Here is a 15,702-nt window from a genome sequence, read left to right on the forward strand (position 1 = left end):
ATTTTTAATCAGGTTGTATAATAGCGTGCTGTGGGATTGTAAAAGCAATGACTAACAACACTAACTTGAAAGGAACCACTACCATTAAACGGGAATTCATATGGACAACCTGGTAGAAAAGGATTAAAATACCATAAAGATTCACCTGTTGTATATAATCTATTGCCAGCTATCGCCCAGTCAGCAATATCATAATGTATCTGCTCTGGTGGACTTGCCCAAATGGTTTGTGGATTAGCCACGCCAGCAAGTACAGAAGTTGCACAATCAAATTGTCCTGCTTGAAATATAATTTTTCTTATATCGCCTTCACCTGTCCTAAGATACTCACCAGCTGCTACGTTTACTCTGTTCATAATTACAGAAGCAACAGCTTTCATTCCGTTTTCGCCTTCTCCACCAGCTTCACACTTTATTAGTCTAGCTAATAACTCTCTAACGCTATAAGCCATAAATATTCATCTCCTTAAATCACTTTACAGTATTATTATATTCATGATGTGAAGATATGTTAGCATTACTAGGTCTGTTTTGTTGTAAATCTGATAAATCATTTAAATATTTGTTTTAGTTAGGTTAATTGCTTTTAACTATCTTGTTAGTTCATCCCAATTTTCAATAATTTCATTTAATTCTATGAGTGCACTTGCTTTATCCTCGCCAGCTATCGACCCTTTAAGCCTAGCAACGTTTAAACTTATATTATACATTTCATCTCGCTCAACGCTAAATTGAATACGGGGCATAATCTTTTTCCATGCTAAATCAATATTAGCGACATCTTGCTGGAGCATATCCCATTTTTCAACTTTTGCATGTTCTATAGAAAGCTTTGCATAAGCAACTACATTTTCTGAAGGGTTCAGAGGTCTTTTAAAATAATTGCCACCTAACATTAATAATATAAAGGCAGTTAATGTAACTATTGGTATAGCATATGTTAAAAATTTTTTCATAAGTTTAAATTACTCCTTTATATTTTTTTGTTTTGTTTTATATGATCTTTATAAAGATCTATATGTAAGCCACTTTTTGCATTATATATTGCTAAAAAGACCTCAGAAGCATCATTAATACCTCTCTTTTTTAAGTTATTCATTATCCATCTTTCATTTCTATTAATGTTAACTAAATTTTCTTGCACTATAGATCCGTCATAGATTATTTCAACATCAATACTAGCAACTGATGTTTTAATATTTAAATCCTTCGGCGTTACTGGCTCACATTCAGGCTTTTTCAAAATGGACAATTTACCATCCTTCTCTAGTACTGCATAAGCTACATCCGCCAAGTCAAAAATGTCTTTATCTCTTAACTGCGCTAGAAGATCTCCTATTGTATAACGAAATTTTTTCATAGATTCCTCAAGTATCTTTCCATCTGTAATAACAATTGTGGGTTCCCCATCTAAGAATTTTTCAGCAGTCTTTGATTTAAGGGTAATTAATTGCAGAATAAAACATAATACAGCCCATGTAATTAATCCTACCCAATGTGGCCATGCTCTACTAGTTAAATCCGTAGTTAAAGATGATGCTGTTGAGCCTATAGTTATACCAACTACATAATCGAAAAAAGTTAACTGACTAACCTGCTGCTTTCCTAGAATACGAGTAAATATTAATAAGGTAAAAAATCCAATTATTCCTCTCACTAATACCATTAGACCTTCATTCACTATTACCATCTCCTATCAATGCTATTTTATCCAAATTCGTTATTTATATGTTATAACCACTACAAATTTATGTGAAAATTATAAATTTCAAGATATCCTACAGAGTATGGAGGACAAAAACCTCCTACTGCTCAATGGACAGTAACAGGGGCTGGAGCTGTTGTAGTTGGTACAGAAGGAATTGGCCCTAAAATTATTTCTGCCACAATAGGAAGAATAGTAGATATGGGAATTTCAGATCCATTTAACATGGGAGCAGCTATGGCACCAGCAGCCGTAGATACTATTGAAGCGCATTTCAGAGATTTAAATATTGATGCCTCATATTATGACCTTATTGCTACTGGTGATTTAGGCAAGGTAGGACATGAAATCGCTATTAGCTTATTGAAAAGTCATGGCATAGAAATGCCATCAGATAAATTTACAGACTGTGGACTTTTAATATATAAAAAGGATCAACCAGTTTTTTCTGGAGGTAGTGGTTGTGGTTGTTCTGCTACTGTAACTTATGGGCATTTTCTTAACCGTATGCGACGTGGGGAATTGAAGAGAATATTAATTATTGCAACTGGTGCTTTAATGTCCCCCATATCTTATCAACAAAAGGAAAGCATACCTTGCATTGCTCATGCAGTTTCTATAGAAATGTAAAAAAGAGGTGTAAGTTTATTATGGAAAAATTTATTTTTGCATTTGTAATAGGTGGTCTAATTTGTGTTATTGGGCAACTTATAATGGATATTTTGAAGATCACTCCCGCACATACTACCTGTACATTAGTTGTTATCGGAGCAATTTTAGGAGGTCTAGGTTTATATGATCCTTTGGTTAAAATTGCAGGTGCAGGTGCATTTGTACCTATAAGCAGTTTTGGAAATGCTCTTGTAGAAGGGGCCCTAATTGATGCGCATGAAACAGGATTTATAGGCCTATTTACTGGCATTTTCAAGGTTGCAAGTTCGGGCATTTCTGCCGCGATAATCTTTGGGTTTATTGGTGCATTAATATTTAAACCTAAAGGTTAAGTATCTCTTTCAGAGTTGTTAAATCATCTCTTTCAGAGCTGTTAAATCATCTCTTTCAGAGCTATTAAATCATCCCCTGCAGAGCTGTTAGTCTTTCCTTATAAACTGTCGTTTTATATATTTGAAGGGAGGTGAAAACTATGACTGTAGGAACTCAAATGCAACAAGCAATTGCTGGAATTCAAAGCGCGTCTGCTACAATGAAAACTTTTTCTCTAGAAACAGAGGATCAAAAATCAAAAACTGAATTTGAACAAATCTCAGTACAACTTGATTCTGCAATGGACATTTTAAAAGGAAGACAGAAATATATTCAAAAACAGGAACCTCAATATAAGTAATATAAATTAAAATATTTACCAAACAATAAATTATCTCAGTTTTTTTAAAAACCCAGTATATGTTTTTATTATACTGGGTTTTTATATGCAATTATACAATAAATTATACTGTATATAATCCAATAAAAAACCCATAATAAAATAGTAGTCATACTTTATAGATATGGGAGGGTAAAAAATTGAAAAATAAATTTAAATTTTTTTTATACTTTATAACCACTTTCTTTATTATTTTAGCCTATAAACAAACTGTAATGGGTATTGTACTACAAAATTCTACTCTACCAAATAAAAATCTTAATTCATCTATAAAGGATATTTATCTGGGAGAAAAAGTAATTTATTTAACTTTTGATGATGGTCCCAGTATATTAACAGATAAGGTCTTAGACATCTTAAAAGAAAATGATGTTAAAGCAACCTTTTTTATTATTGGGAATCAAATTAAGGGCTTTGAAAATATGATAAAAAGAATTCATGATGATGGACATAGTTTTGGCTTGCATACCTATACCCATAAATTTAAACGAATCTATTCCAGTAGAGATATTTTTATAAAGGAAATGTTAGAGTGTCAAAATGAAATAAATAAATTAACTGGAATTTCTCCTACTGTAATTAGATTTCCTGGAGGAAGCAGTAAACGCCTGACTAATACTTACTTAACTAAATTGCATAGTTATAATTTCAAAATATATGATTGGAATGTGGTAACTTTAGATGGAATAAATCCAAATACATCCCCAAATCGATTATATAAAGATGCTACTAAAGTTAATGAAGAACTAACCTCCATTATATTGCTTCTACATTGTGATTATATGCATAAAAACACTTGCAAAGCATTACCTAATATAATTAAATATTATAAAGAAAAAGGTTATGAATTTAAAACCATATCTAAAAATACACCAGAACTTTATTATCCAATAAAAAAATGAACCTTAAAGTCTCCCCGTTTTTATATTTACAAAATGTGAAAGGCTAATTGCAGATTTTGCAATTAACCTTTTTTGTTTTAATTCATGAGTTTAATAATAGTACTTAAAATTGAGTAGTAATATGTTCCAAATAAAAAAAATGTGTTTAAAACTACCATAATGTGACCTTTAAATAACTTCATTGGCTAATTATTATTTTTTAAGAAAATAATACTGCTTATATTATTTTTTATTATGTAAAAACTAAAATTATGTGATAGTTCGTCTTATTGTTAGTGAAGGACATTCAATTGGAAATCATACTTAGGATCATCCTATTTTATCAAAATTGCCCACTGATAGGGTTATAGAATAAGTATAATTTAAAATTTGTATTTATTATCCTTATATACTTTATTACTTTGCTCTACCATCAGATATAACTTGGAGGTGTATTAATTCATGAAAAAAGATAATTACAAAATTAGTACTTCTATCATTGTTTTGTTTTTTATATTTTTATCGAGTTTATATTTCTATAAACTCGATAATTTTTACACCAATAAAGATAAAACTATTTCTACAATAGCTTTAGTGGATTCCGAAAAAACTGAAGTTACTAAAGTAATAGAAGATATTTATAAAGAACGTTGCTCCATGTTTATTACAAGCGATCTTACTAAACTCCCTAATTATTTTGATACCTCTCAAAAACTTGGAAAATGGAGCTTAGAGCATGAAGTGAAACGATTTAGTTATTTTAATGATTGGTCAAGTCAAAGAGGTATGAATTTTATAAAAGTTGAATCTACTCCCAAAATAAGAAAAATAACAAATACCCAAAGAGGTCTTCGCTTATTGGTGGATGAATATTATAAGTTTCAGTATACTTACAAAAATGATGTAACGCCCACTACAAATATTTTTGGAGTAGGGTTAACACACTCTATGGAATTAATAAAAAAAGATGAAAAATGGATAATTTATTCTGATTGGTATTTAGATTGCTTTGAAGATGCATTAAAATCATATTTAGGAGAAATGAAAGACTTCAAATCTAATGCTTTTAAAGAACCTATTTATACCCTAGGAAGTTGTCCTAAAATGCCATCTGAAGACAAGGTTGTTGCTAAGGGTCATTATGACAAAGTAAATGCTGTTAAATATGCTGATAAATATTGTGGAATACCATGGGCAAGTGGAAACTCAACAAAGTATAATAAAAGATACACAAACTATTCCGGCATTGGTGGAAATTGTACCAATTATGTATCTCAATCAATTGGAGATAAAGAAGGTGGTGGTCTTAGATTTGATGGCACTTGGCACACTACTTACAGAAAATATAATGGATCTGACGGAAGCTCAGCATGGGTTAATGCAGATGCTTTCAAAAATTATTTGCTTTATAGTGGCAGAGGTAAAGTACTAGGAAAAGGAACATTTAAAGAATTAATTTCTCCTATTCCTGGCTATCCATGTGGTGTTATACAAAAAGTGGATTTAGGCGATGTTATATGTTATGCCAAAGGTCGAGATATCGATCATTTTGCTATAGTTACTGGTTTTGATTCTCATGGTTATCCTCTTGTTAATACCCACACTATTGACAGGTATCATGTGCCTTGGGACTTAGGCTGGGGAGATAAAAATATTAATTTCTACTTAATACATGTAAAATAGTTTAAAATATAGTACCATTGAATACAATATAATCTTACTTGCTCAATGGTACTATTTATTTTTATTTTTATTAAAATAAATTTATAGGTTTATATTCTTAACTCAATATTCCATGCTAAAATTTTAATTTATTACCTTTTCTCTACATTAGTTAATGACCCGACTAGATTAAAAGTAGGTTACAGCAATAAGCTTGGCAAGGAGGGGGAGCTTACTAGTGATATTGCAAAAGATAATAACGCCATTGCAGCAATTAATGGTGGTGCTTTTACAGATAAAACTTCTGGATCTCTTTTAACAGGTATTGGAGCAAATCCAGCTGGGGTTATAATATCTAATGGAAAAATTGTTTATGTTGATATGAAAGATGAAAATCAAAAAAGAGAATGTGTAGCATTTACTAAATTGGGCAAGCTTTTAGTTGGTCCGTATTCTATTAAAGAAATGAAAGATTTTGGGGTAACTGAAGCAGTATCATTTGGACCAGCCATAATAGTTAATGGACGAAAAACTATAACTAAGGGTGATGGGGGCTGGGGCATTGCACCTAGAACTTGTATTGCACAAAGAAAAGATGGAGCAATATTATTATTAGTCATTGATGGTAGAGAGTTAAATAGTATCACACTTTTTTATTTTTCTCATGAGCCCCATCCTTTTTCTTATTAGCCAATATTCTATAATTCAAATATCAGATTTCTGTATTTCGGATCTCATTTTCTCCATTTTCATCTTTCTTTCTCTTTTCTTTTATAATAACTATAAGTACTGGCAGTAATGAAATAATTATTATTGCTATTAGCATATAAGAAAAATGATTTTTTATAAAAGTTAGATTACCAAAAAAGTAACCCCCACCTAAAAATAAACTTACCCATAATCCTCCACCAATCATATTGTAAGGAATAAATTTTGAGTAATTCATTTCTCCAATGCCAGCTACAAAAGGTACAAAGGTTCTAATTATAGGAATAAATCTTCCTATAACTATTGCCATTGAGCCATGCTTTTCATAGAACCTCTGAGCTTTTAGCAAATGATCTTTATTAATAAACCTTACTTCTTCTTTCTCTAATATCTTTTTCCCAATCTTTTTACCAATATGATAATTAGCGGTATCTCCAAGTACTGCTGCAAGATACACTACAACTAAAAGAGCAAATATATTCATTGATCCAATTCCTGCTAGTGCTCCTGCTGCAAACAGCATTGAGTCGCCAGGCAAAAATGGCACAACAACCAATCCAGTTTCAATAAATATGATTAAAAACAGAATAACATAAGTTAATACCCCATACTGCTGTATTAGTAACCCTAAATACTTATCAATATGCATTATTCCATTTATAAAGTTGATTAAAATATCCATGTTTTCCCCTTCCGTTATACAACACATCTATATATTTTCCTATATTTTCTATTATATATATGTAAGATTAAAAACAGATTAAAAAACTTTAAACTAAACTTAACAATAATAGCTTACAATTTATCATCATCTTTAATTGTATTTCTTGGTAAGTGGATTGAAAACAATGCACCTATCCCTATACATGAATAGAAGGTTATAATTCTCCATAGAATAATTGCTGGAAATATGTTTTCTTTAAAAAACGCCTTAAAGAGCAAAGCAAATCCGCCCTCAGCCCCACCTATTCCTCCTGGAAGTGGAGTTATTGATACTATCGTCATTACTAAGGTTTGTGCTGCTAGCATATTCCAAAGAGTAGCGGACTGTAATTTAAAGCTTCTATAGATGCAATATGGTATTACATAAAACACTGTGAGTTGAATTGTATTAATAATAGCAACCTTTATAACCGCCTTATAATTTTTAGCAATCAAAGCGGCGTTATTATGAAAGTCCACTAGATTCTTATCAATTTTATGTTTATACCCCCCCACATCCTTTACTAATTTTACTTTCATTAAAAATTTAAGAATATTGAGTAATAAACTCCTAGTAAATTTTTTATTTACAGAAAACATAACTGCAATTAAGATAATTGCTAAATTAAATCCGAATCCTAAAATGCACAAATAAGAAAGATAAGATATCATTGATTTAAAATAATTAAACTTTAAAACTATAATAATAAATGAATATACTGTCAAAATTGTCTGATGAATAATAAATTTCATCATTAAAATAGAGCTAGCTGAACCTGAATCTATACTACTCTCCACTAAAGCGTAATAAATTGCAGGTTGAGCACCTGTCTGAAGTGGTGTTATAGCTCCAAAAAGTTGACCAACCATAGCAGCTTTTATAGATTTCCAGAATTTTCGTCCTGAAAAAAGTATCCGTGTCAACTCATGTAATATCAATGTTTCTAAAATCCAATAAATAAGCATTAACATAATTGCAACTAATATCCATGAGGTGTCTATTATCCTAATTACACTAATTAATTGGTTTAAACCATTTTTATATAAGAAAAAGTATAGTAACATTACTGTAGATACTATAAAAACTGCTATATTGAATATTTTGTTTTTCATAAAAATCTCCTGACTATTCTATATTGTAATACAACTTAAAACTTGCAATTTAGTTTAATGAAATTAACTTAGTAACAATGTTAGTATGCATCAAATTTCTAATATTATTTTTATATTTGCATTTCACTCATATTATACCTCTTTTAACTAATCTTTCTTTTGTTTTTAAGCAATTCATAAATAATATCATTTATTATAACATTACCCAGTAACTTCATGTCGTTATCTGTAACAGGAATAGCTACAAGATTGTATTTTGAAACATTTTTTATCAAATCATTGATACTATCTGTATCAAACATCGATTTGAATTTTTTGTTCATAATATCACCTATTTTGCTAGTTGGTTCAGAAATGATTAGGTCTCTTAGGGAAAGAGTTCCTATTAATTTGTCATTTTCATCTACTACATAAAGGCTGAATAATTCATCTTCTTCAGGTTTTAGCTTCCTTAAACTTTCAATTGCCTCATTTATAGTTTCATTGTTTTTAAAAGATACAAAATCCGTGCTCATAAGACTGCCAACTGCTTTAGAATCATATCCTAACAATTCTCTAATTTCGTCTGAAGCTTCTTTTTCCATGCTATTAAGCAGTTCTTCTACCTTTTCGTCCTTCATACCATCAAGAATATCTGCAGCTTCATCCGCTGGCATTTCTTCTAAAACATCCGCAGCTTTATCTGCAGATAGACTTTCAATGAAACTAACTTGTGCCTCTTCTTCCATTTGTTCTAAAACATCTGCAGCAGTTGCATTATCTAGTGATGAAAAAATAGTAAGACCAGTTTTCGCATCAAAATCTTCAATAATATCAGCTAAGTCAGAAGGGTGAAGAATAGATAGAGAATCATAGGTTTTTGATAAAACAATATTTTCATTAGATGTTACAACAGCCTCTACATCATTCCATAACATCAGCTTAGCAGAAATCTTAAGACCTAATATCTTAAGTGGTTTAGCGATTCCAATTCTTCTTAAAAGACCATCTATGCCAATGTCAACAGCAACTACATAAGCTCCTTTTTCTAAATATGATAGTGAAATATCATTTACACGAACTACTTTTCTTCCATTAACATCTATAATCTGTTGATCTAAGATATGCTTTCTTAAAAATAATGTATTAGTCGAAGTATATTCTTCAATTTTGTTACAAACTAAAAGATACTGCCCCTTTTGTTTTGTAATTGAAAAATATTTAAAGTTGTAGTCTTTAATTCCATTATTTGTCTTTATTTTTGCAGTAGTTACATGAGGACTTTTTAATTCATTTATAATGCCTAGATCACTTAGTTTTCCGATTACTTTCATATCTGGAGAATATACTTTATTCCCCAAAATTCTGCTTAGATAAAAGTTATTTTTCATATTGCATCCTCCTTTTAGAAAGGGATGCAAAACCACCTGTAAAATAGTTTTATAGAGTGACATCCCTTCCAATATATTAAATTTTTTATTTGCTTGGGACCACTGTCCATTAAATAATCACTCTCCTAAAATTAAAATAAAAAAATCTCTTCACAACGAAGTGAAGAGATTAATGTGCGTAATAAATAAAAGCGCGGAAAAACTAGCTCATCTCCACTCGTTGAGTTTTAGCACTGTACAGCTTAGAGATTTGATACTCAGCTACATTAAGTAAAACCTTAATCCGGTAATACCTGCTGACCCGTTGGCGTCTCTCGACATTTCTGGGCAGTAGCGTGTGTCTTATACAGTAACCTCACCTAACAAGAATATTAAATTATAATTTTTAATTAATATTTTTCTTATAATAACATACTATGCGTCAATTACAATATTGTCAATGATTTTCAAATTCATTTAAATGTAAATTATAATATATCCAAATATTTAAGAAATATAATTGTAGAATAAACTCCTGTTAGTGATTAAGCTATTTATAATATATATCAGCTAAAGCTTTAAAATCCAATCGTGCAGCCTCATCTAATAAATTAGCGGATATTTTTGCCTTCTCTATTCTAAATTCATCTAATACACTAATTATTTCATCTGCATTTCCTATCCCTATTCCATGTCCAAAATAATCTCCGTCACCTATATCTATAACATTTTCTCCTTGCCATTCAGGCTTTAATGGATTTACATCAGGATTATAAAAATATCTTCTATCCCCTGGTAAATAATCATCTCGTTTTTCTATATAACCCGCATCTTCAAGCAAATTATCTATATAATGCCAATTCATTAAATGTATTTCGGGAAATAATTCATTAAAAAGTTTATCAGAAAATATTTTAAGCAATGCTTGATAATAAATAATAATTATTGCGGTAGCACATTCAGTACCATATTTAGAACTATTTATAGAAATGTCCTCAATAGCAGCACTTGGAGTTATACCTTTTTTTAATATAAATCCACCTTCCTCAGTTCGATCCCAATAATCAAGATTGCACATTGATTTACGAAAGGTTTCAAATGACATATCGCCTTTATCCATATTTTTAGCAGCAATAACAATATTTCCTCGCAATTCTAACTCAAACTTCAATTGATTTAATGAATTATACTCATACCGTTCTTTGCTTAAATCTATCTTCGTAATAATATCTCTTTCAATACTATTTGGTTTATATTCATTTATAAAAGAATCAACTTTAATGATATTATTAGAAATTATGATCATTTACTACTCTCCTCTATTCATGATATAGGGATTAACAATTATTAATCCCTAATCTCTAAACCTAGCTTCTGCAATGCTTATTTGATTAGTTATGGAATAGTTAATCCATGATTTCCATAAGTATATATTTTTATAATGAATCCTACGTGAGAAATTTGATAGCAACATCTTATTATATTCATCTAAGTTATTAAAATAACTTAACAAGTTGTTTTCATTTTTAGTGTATGGTATGAATGGTTTTCCAGTATAAAGTGATACATCCCTGCACAGATATTTAGCATCTAAAGCTATGATATAGGGTTTAGGCTTACTTGTTCTTTGAAAACTTTCCCCTGTAAAATATAAAAATGGATAATTCTCTTTAATCCAGTAAAAAAAATCTATATATTGTTTTTTATTATCTTTTTCCATAGTTATATCTATGGAAGGTGCAAATTCTAAAAGTTGGTATGCTAATTTAACATCATTTACGTCCTCTGAATTTAAGTAATTTGCGATTAACATTAAGCTATAGGGATCTTTTGCTTGAAAAAAAGTCCAAATTAAATCATGAGTAAAAAGACCTTTCCTGTTTCTATAAAAAATCATGTCTACTATAGCAGGCAAAATTGTTTTATCATTATAAATCTTTATTAAAAGTATTGAGGTACCATCTAAAAATTCATCACCTTTATTGCTTAGCCCTTGCTGAGTTATGCCTCTTTCAAACAAATCTTTCAAAACATGATAAGGTATTTCCCTATAATTAGAATATAAATATTGAATATTTGAAAAACTTGAGGTGTTTACATCATCTAAGCACATATAATCGCCCCCTTCATTTATATTTTGATTTTCAATACAAATAACCATATTATATAATATTATCAATCTAACCATTATGTTAAAGATATTATATTGAAGGAGCAAAAAAACAGATGATTTTATTCATCTGCATCATATTCCCTATTATCTATATTTTATTTTATATAAGGTATCCCCTGGTATTTTACTTAAATATCATACTTTTTACTAATTTCTTATAAATTTCCTTGTTCCCAGTTCGTTCACTTTCTAAAAACAAAAAATCACTTATTTTGGATATGTGTTTTACCCAAAGAGCTGTTATCTCTTTTTCTTTTAACGAATCCTCTTTGATTTCTTCTAAAGACGAAGTGATAACCTTTAATATATTTTCTTGGATATCATCTAAAGATCTTGTAATCGGGTTTATATCTAATGAATTCATTCTACTCTCCTTAATTATCGGTTTCTTCCATGTGCTTCTTCTTATTTTGGTATTGAGCCTCAGCCACTATGTCTTCAAAACCCTCTTTTGCATTTGACATTCCTTCCATTGTTTTGTCCATCATTAGAAAAGCAGATTGTATAGTTCCTACAGCAATTTTCCTTAAGGGATTAATAAACATTTTTTTCATTGAAAAATTCATTTTTTCTTCATTGTCTATATTATTTGATACTCTATTCTCATATTCACTCTTCAAATTGTTTAATTCATTCATAACATTTTCTATATTTTCACTGATATTCTGCACGGCTTCATAAGAGTTTTCAACTTTCTCTTTCATATTATTTTTATTGTCCTCAAGGCATTTTACATCTTTAAGTAGTGTGTCATATTTTTGTCTTAACTCATTAATTTCATTTTGAAGTTTATCCTTATTCATAGTTTCTTCCATCACAATCATCTCTCCCTATTATTTATATTCAATCATATTATTTACCATTTAAAATTAAAATATTCTTAATAAAAAAACAGATGCCTATATTTTACTTTTCACAATAATTCACCAATCTAAATTTTTAATAAGGGAAAAAATATGTAATAATTTCCTTAAATAGTGACATACTAAGTTATGACATTCAACTAAACCAAAAAAGGGGATTTAAAATGCAACCTATCTTGTTAAATAAACAAAAAAATACTACTTCATCTAAAGAATTATTGTATACAAGAGTTCGCATTCCTGTAAGGCTAATCTATAGAAATGAGGATGAAGCAGAAAAATTAGTTACGTATATGCAAATTGTCAAAGGAATAGTTGGAATAAGCGGAAATTATATTACGGGAAAAATTCTTATACTTTTTAATGAGAATATTATTAGCCGGAATGATATAGAAAAGACATTAAAACTTTATTTAATAAAGAGAACAAAAAGTGTTAGTAATAACATAATCGATATTAGTAATAGAAAATTCACTGAAGAATTTAGTGGAGAACTATCTCTCCTTAAAACTTTTGAATACGAAAAGATTTCTGATCAACATGGATGCACTGATTGTTGGCACTCCATGGATGAGCATGAAATAATTAAAAATCTATTAAGTAATTCTAGTAAAGGACTTTCTAACAAAGTGGCTAAACAAAAAATAACAGAATATGGATTAAATGTATTGTCTAAACAAAAAGAAAAATCCATTATATCCAAATTCATTAAAAATATTAATAGTTTTTCATCAAAGCTACTTCTTGGAGTTAGTTTGTTTTCCTTTGTAATAGGTCAAGTAGTTGATGGGGTAGTGGTACTAATAATAGTCCTTATGGAGACCTCCTTAAGTACTGTACATCAACAAAAGGCTGAAAAATCTCTGTATTCTTTAAAAAATATGCTCGTTCATAACGCTAAAACCAAAAGAGATGGAATAGAAAAAGAGATAGAATCTAGATATTTGGTTCCTGGTGATATTATTTATCTTGAAGCAGGTGATAAAGTACCCGCTGATTCAAGATTATTGAGATGTTATGATTTCAAAACTAATGAAGCATCTCTAACAGGAGAATGTTTACCAATTTGCAAGACAAATGAAATTTGTGATATTACTACAGAACTAGCAGACAGATTTAACATGGTATATATGGGTACTAATGTTCTTTCTGGAAGAGCAAAAGCTATCGTAGTGACCACGGGAATGAATTCTAGAATTGGTAAGATAGCATCAATATTACAAGATATCAAAGATCAAAAAACTCCATTGCAAACTAAAATGGAAAAATTCACAAACAAGATAACGAAAATATGTTTAATAATTTTTGTGGGTGTAGGCAGTGCAGCTATATTTATGGGAAGTGGTATTGCTGAGGTATTAACCATAGGTATAGGCTTTTCTCTTTCAGCTATTCCAGAAAGTCTTCCTGCAATAGTTGCTGTTGCTATGTCATTAAGCGTTCAAAAAATGTCTGAAAAAAATGCGATAGTTAGAAAGTTACCTGCTGTTGAAGCTTTAGGTTCTGCAAATGTAATCTGCTGTGATAAAACAGGTACCTTAACCATGAATGAAATGACTGTAAAAAAAATATTTACTGACAATGCAATTTTTTCAGTTAGTGGTAGTGGTTATAGCCCTGTAGGCTCAATAGAATTATTAGAAGGCTCCCCACTAGCCACGAACACTTTAAAAAAGTTACTTATTGCTGGTGTGTTATGTAATAACTCAAAGCTTAATAACTGCAATGACTCCAAATGGTCTGTTCATGGAGACCCTACTGAAGGAGCATTACTCTCAGTTGCAAGAAAATATAATATTGATGAGGAATGTTTAAATGAGGATTACCATAGAATAAAAGAAATTCCATTTGATAGTTCAAAAAGGTATATGACTGTAGTAGTTGATTCTCCTAATGGAAAAGTTGCTTACTGTAAAGGTTCACTAACTATAATTTTAGAACAGTGCAAAACAATCATTGTTAATGGTGAAGAAAGACTTCTTACCTCTGACGACAAGAAAAGGGTTAGGGAAGTAAGCGAAGAAATGGGAGATGAAGCTTTAAGAGTAATAGCTTTCGGATATAAAAATATAACTACTGAAAATGGAGACCGAAGTATTCATAAAAATTTTGTTTTCATTGGACTCGTAGGTATGGAGGATCCACCAAGAGATGGTGTAAAAGAATCAATAAAAAAATGTCATCGTGCCGGTATTAAGGTTGTTATGATAACTGGTGATAATAAAAATACTGCTGCCGCCCTTGGAAAACAGCTTGATCTACTAACTGATGGAATTGTAATTTCAGGATTAGAACTTGACCAAATGTCAAAGGAGGAACTTGATAGTACTATTGATAAAATCGAAGTTTTTGCCAGAACCTCCCCTGAACAAAAACATAGAATAGTTTTGGCATTAAAAAAATTAGGTTATGTGGTTGCAATGACGGGTGATGGTGTTAATGATGCACCTGCAATAAAGGAAGCAAATATAGGAATTGCAATGGGTGGTAATGGTAGTGACATAGCAAAGGATGTTGCAGATATAACTTTGGTTGATGATAACTTTTCAACTATAGTTGCCGCAATAGAAGAAGGTCGTAATGTTACAAACAAAATCAGAAATGCTACAAAATATTTAATTACAGGAAGCATTGGAGAAATATTAGCTCTGCTAATAACTTCAGCAACTATAGGTATACTGCCATTAGTTTCTATACAGCTTCTTTTTATGAATGTTATTTGTGAAACAATCTTAGGTGCGCCACTAGCTATAGAAGCATCTTCAGAAGATGTTATGTTTGAAAAACCATTAAAACTAGATGCACCCCTAATTGATAGAAAATTAGGGGTAAATATTGCAAAAAGAAGTATAGGTATAGGGCTCACAACCTTTACCGCATTTGAAGGTGCCATGCTTTTAGGTTTAGGTATCAACAAAGCAAGAACTTTAGCTTTTACTAATCTTATTGTTACACATATTATTAATGTTTATGATTGCAAATCTGGTGATAAATTGTCTAATAAATATATGAATATAGCTGCCCTTTCTTCTATAGCAATGCTCGCAGGTACAATTTACATACCATTTATAAATTCTTTTTTTAAAATGGTACCTCTAAGGGTTACTGAATTGGCATCAATAAGCATGCTATCAAGCTTGAGTCGGGTAAAGTAAAATAAAT

At 30.3% G+C, this 15,702-nt stretch carries 16 protein-coding genes, 1 pseudogene and 1 riboswitch; of the genes and pseudogenes, 7 read left to right on the forward strand and 10 right to left on the reverse strand.

Features of this window, described 5'->3' with window-relative positions:
* Positions 1-8 precede the first annotated feature (8 nt).
* The 3 genes from VIM70_RS13835 to VIM70_RS13845 form a co-directional block, all read right to left on the reverse strand.
* The gene (locus VIM70_RS13835; RefSeq protein WP_331946352.1) at positions 9-452 is read right to left on the reverse strand and encodes a cell wall hydrolase; all 444 of its coding nucleotides are present in this window, start codon (positions 450-452) and stop codon (positions 9-11) included.
* 138 nt (positions 453-590) lie between these two features.
* Positions 591-956 (reverse strand): DUF4363 family protein, encoded by a 366-nt coding sequence (locus tag VIM70_RS13840; protein WP_331946353.1) that lies wholly within the window; start codon positions 954-956, stop codon positions 591-593.
* Positions 957-973: 17 nt separating this feature from the next.
* The gene (locus VIM70_RS13845) at positions 974-1,681 is read right to left on the reverse strand and encodes a DUF421 domain-containing protein (protein ID WP_331946354.1); all 708 of its coding nucleotides are present in this window, start codon (positions 1,679-1,681) and stop codon (positions 974-976) included.
* 90 nt (positions 1,682-1,771) lie between these two features.
* On the opposite strand from VIM70_RS13845, the pseudogene VIM70_RS13850 reads away from it, so the two are divergent.
* The 6 genes and pseudogenes from VIM70_RS13850 to VIM70_RS13875 all read left to right on the forward strand — a co-directional run.
* Positions 1,772-2,335 (forward strand): annotated as a pseudogene (locus VIM70_RS13850) (stage V sporulation protein AD); the annotation flags it as partial.
* Positions 2,336-2,355: 20 nt separating this feature from the next.
* Entirely contained in the window at positions 2,356-2,709 is a 354-nt protein-coding gene (gene spoVAE / locus VIM70_RS13855) for a stage V sporulation protein AE (protein WP_331946355.1), read from the forward strand.
* A gap of 140 nt (positions 2,710-2,849) precedes the next feature.
* Positions 2,850-3,050 carry a DUF1657 domain-containing protein gene (locus VIM70_RS13860; RefSeq protein ID WP_331946356.1) on the forward strand — a complete coding sequence of 67 codons (201 nt, stop codon included), beginning with the start codon at positions 2,850-2,852 and terminating at the stop codon, positions 3,048-3,050.
* A gap of 179 nt (positions 3,051-3,229) precedes the next feature.
* Positions 3,230-3,991, forward strand: coding sequence for a polysaccharide deacetylase family protein (locus tag VIM70_RS13865; RefSeq protein WP_331946357.1), 762 nt, complete (start codon positions 3,230-3,232; stop codon positions 3,989-3,991).
* A 441-nt stretch (positions 3,992-4,432) separates the two neighbouring features.
* The gene (locus tag VIM70_RS13870) at positions 4,433-5,653 is read left to right on the forward strand and encodes an amidase domain-containing protein (RefSeq protein ID WP_331946358.1); all 1,221 of its coding nucleotides are present in this window, start codon (positions 4,433-4,435) and stop codon (positions 5,651-5,653) included.
* 243 nt (positions 5,654-5,896) lie between these two features.
* Positions 5,897-6,322, forward strand: coding sequence for a phosphodiester glycosidase family protein (locus VIM70_RS13875; protein ID WP_331946383.1), 426 nt, complete (start codon positions 5,897-5,899; stop codon positions 6,320-6,322).
* 22 nt (positions 6,323-6,344) lie between these two features.
* Here VIM70_RS13875 and VIM70_RS13880 read toward each other — a convergent pair whose 3' ends face one another.
* The 7 genes from VIM70_RS13880 to VIM70_RS13910 form a co-directional block, all read right to left on the reverse strand.
* Entirely contained in the window at positions 6,345-7,022 is a 678-nt protein-coding gene (locus tag VIM70_RS13880; RefSeq protein ID WP_331946359.1) for a VTT domain-containing protein, read from the reverse strand.
* Positions 7,023-7,135: 113 nt separating this feature from the next.
* Positions 7,136-8,155 (reverse strand): lysylphosphatidylglycerol synthase transmembrane domain-containing protein, encoded by a 1,020-nt coding sequence (locus VIM70_RS13885; protein ID WP_331946360.1) that lies wholly within the window; start codon positions 8,153-8,155, stop codon positions 7,136-7,138.
* 143 nt (positions 8,156-8,298) lie between these two features.
* Positions 8,299-9,525, reverse strand: a complete 1,227-nt coding sequence (locus tag VIM70_RS13890; protein WP_331946361.1) for a magnesium transporter — start codon at positions 9,523-9,525, stop codon at positions 8,299-8,301.
* Positions 9,526-9,730: 205 nt separating this feature from the next.
* Positions 9,731-9,899, reverse strand: a riboswitch (M-box (ykoK) riboswitch).
* A gap of 155 nt (positions 9,900-10,054) precedes the next feature.
* Entirely contained in the window at positions 10,055-10,810 is a 756-nt protein-coding gene (locus VIM70_RS13895; RefSeq protein ID WP_331946362.1) for a protein-glutamine gamma-glutamyltransferase, read from the reverse strand.
* 48 nt (positions 10,811-10,858) lie between these two features.
* Positions 10,859-11,617, reverse strand: coding sequence for a hypothetical protein (locus VIM70_RS13900; protein ID WP_331946363.1), 759 nt, complete (start codon positions 11,615-11,617; stop codon positions 10,859-10,861).
* Positions 11,618-11,801: 184 nt separating this feature from the next.
* Entirely contained in the window at positions 11,802-12,041 is a 240-nt protein-coding gene (locus VIM70_RS13905) for a hypothetical protein (RefSeq protein WP_331946364.1), read from the reverse strand.
* Between the two features lie 10 nt (positions 12,042-12,051).
* Positions 12,052-12,495 (reverse strand): hypothetical protein, encoded by a 444-nt coding sequence (locus VIM70_RS13910; RefSeq protein ID WP_331946365.1) that lies wholly within the window; start codon positions 12,493-12,495, stop codon positions 12,052-12,054.
* A 209-nt stretch (positions 12,496-12,704) separates the two neighbouring features.
* On the opposite strand from VIM70_RS13910, the gene VIM70_RS13915 reads away from it, so the two are divergent.
* Entirely contained in the window at positions 12,705-15,695 is a 2,991-nt protein-coding gene (locus VIM70_RS13915) for a cation-translocating P-type ATPase (RefSeq protein WP_331946367.1), read from the forward strand.
* Positions 15,696-15,702: the final 7 nt, after the last annotated feature.

Source organism: Clostridium sp. (assembly GCF_036569345.1).
Lineage (GTDB): Bacteria > Bacillota > Clostridia > Clostridiales > Clostridiaceae > Clostridium_AD.

Bases quoted from the DNA above. Each gene is read 5' to 3' on its own strand.
- VIM70_RS13890 (WP_331946361.1), bottom strand. From the start codon at position 9,525: ATGAAAAATAACTTTTATCTAAGCAGAATTTTGGGGAATAAAGTATAT.
- spoVAE (WP_331946355.1), top strand. From the start codon at position 2,356: ATGGAAAAATTTATTTTTGCATTTGTAATAGGTGGTCTAATTTGTGTT.
- VIM70_RS13840 (WP_331946353.1), bottom strand. From the start codon at position 956: ATGAAAAAATTTTTAACATATGCTATACCAATAGTTACATTAACTGCC.
- VIM70_RS13860 (WP_331946356.1), top strand. From the start codon at position 2,850: ATGACTGTAGGAACTCAAATGCAACAAGCAATTGCTGGAATTCAAAGC.
- VIM70_RS13905 (WP_331946364.1), bottom strand. From the start codon at position 12,041: ATGAATTCATTAGATATAAACCCGATTACAAGATCTTTAGATGATATC.
- VIM70_RS13870 (WP_331946358.1), top strand. From the start codon at position 4,433: ATGAAAAAAGATAATTACAAAATTAGTACTTCTATCATTGTTTTGTTT.
- VIM70_RS13885 (WP_331946360.1), bottom strand. From the start codon at position 8,155: ATGAAAAACAAAATATTCAATATAGCAGTTTTTATAGTATCTACAGTA.
- VIM70_RS13895 (WP_331946362.1), bottom strand. From the start codon at position 10,810: ATGATCATAATTTCTAATAATATCATTAAAGTTGATTCTTTTATAAAT.
- VIM70_RS13915 (WP_331946367.1), top strand. From the start codon at position 12,705: ATGCAACCTATCTTGTTAAATAAACAAAAAAATACTACTTCATCTAAA.
- VIM70_RS13880 (WP_331946359.1), bottom strand. From the start codon at position 7,022: ATGGATATTTTAATCAACTTTATAAATGGAATAATGCATATTGATAAG.
- VIM70_RS13900 (WP_331946363.1), bottom strand. From the start codon at position 11,617: ATGTGCTTAGATGATGTAAACACCTCAAGTTTTTCAAATATTCAATAT.
- VIM70_RS13835 (WP_331946352.1), bottom strand. From the start codon at position 452: ATGGCTTATAGCGTTAGAGAGTTATTAGCTAGACTAATAAAGTGTGAA.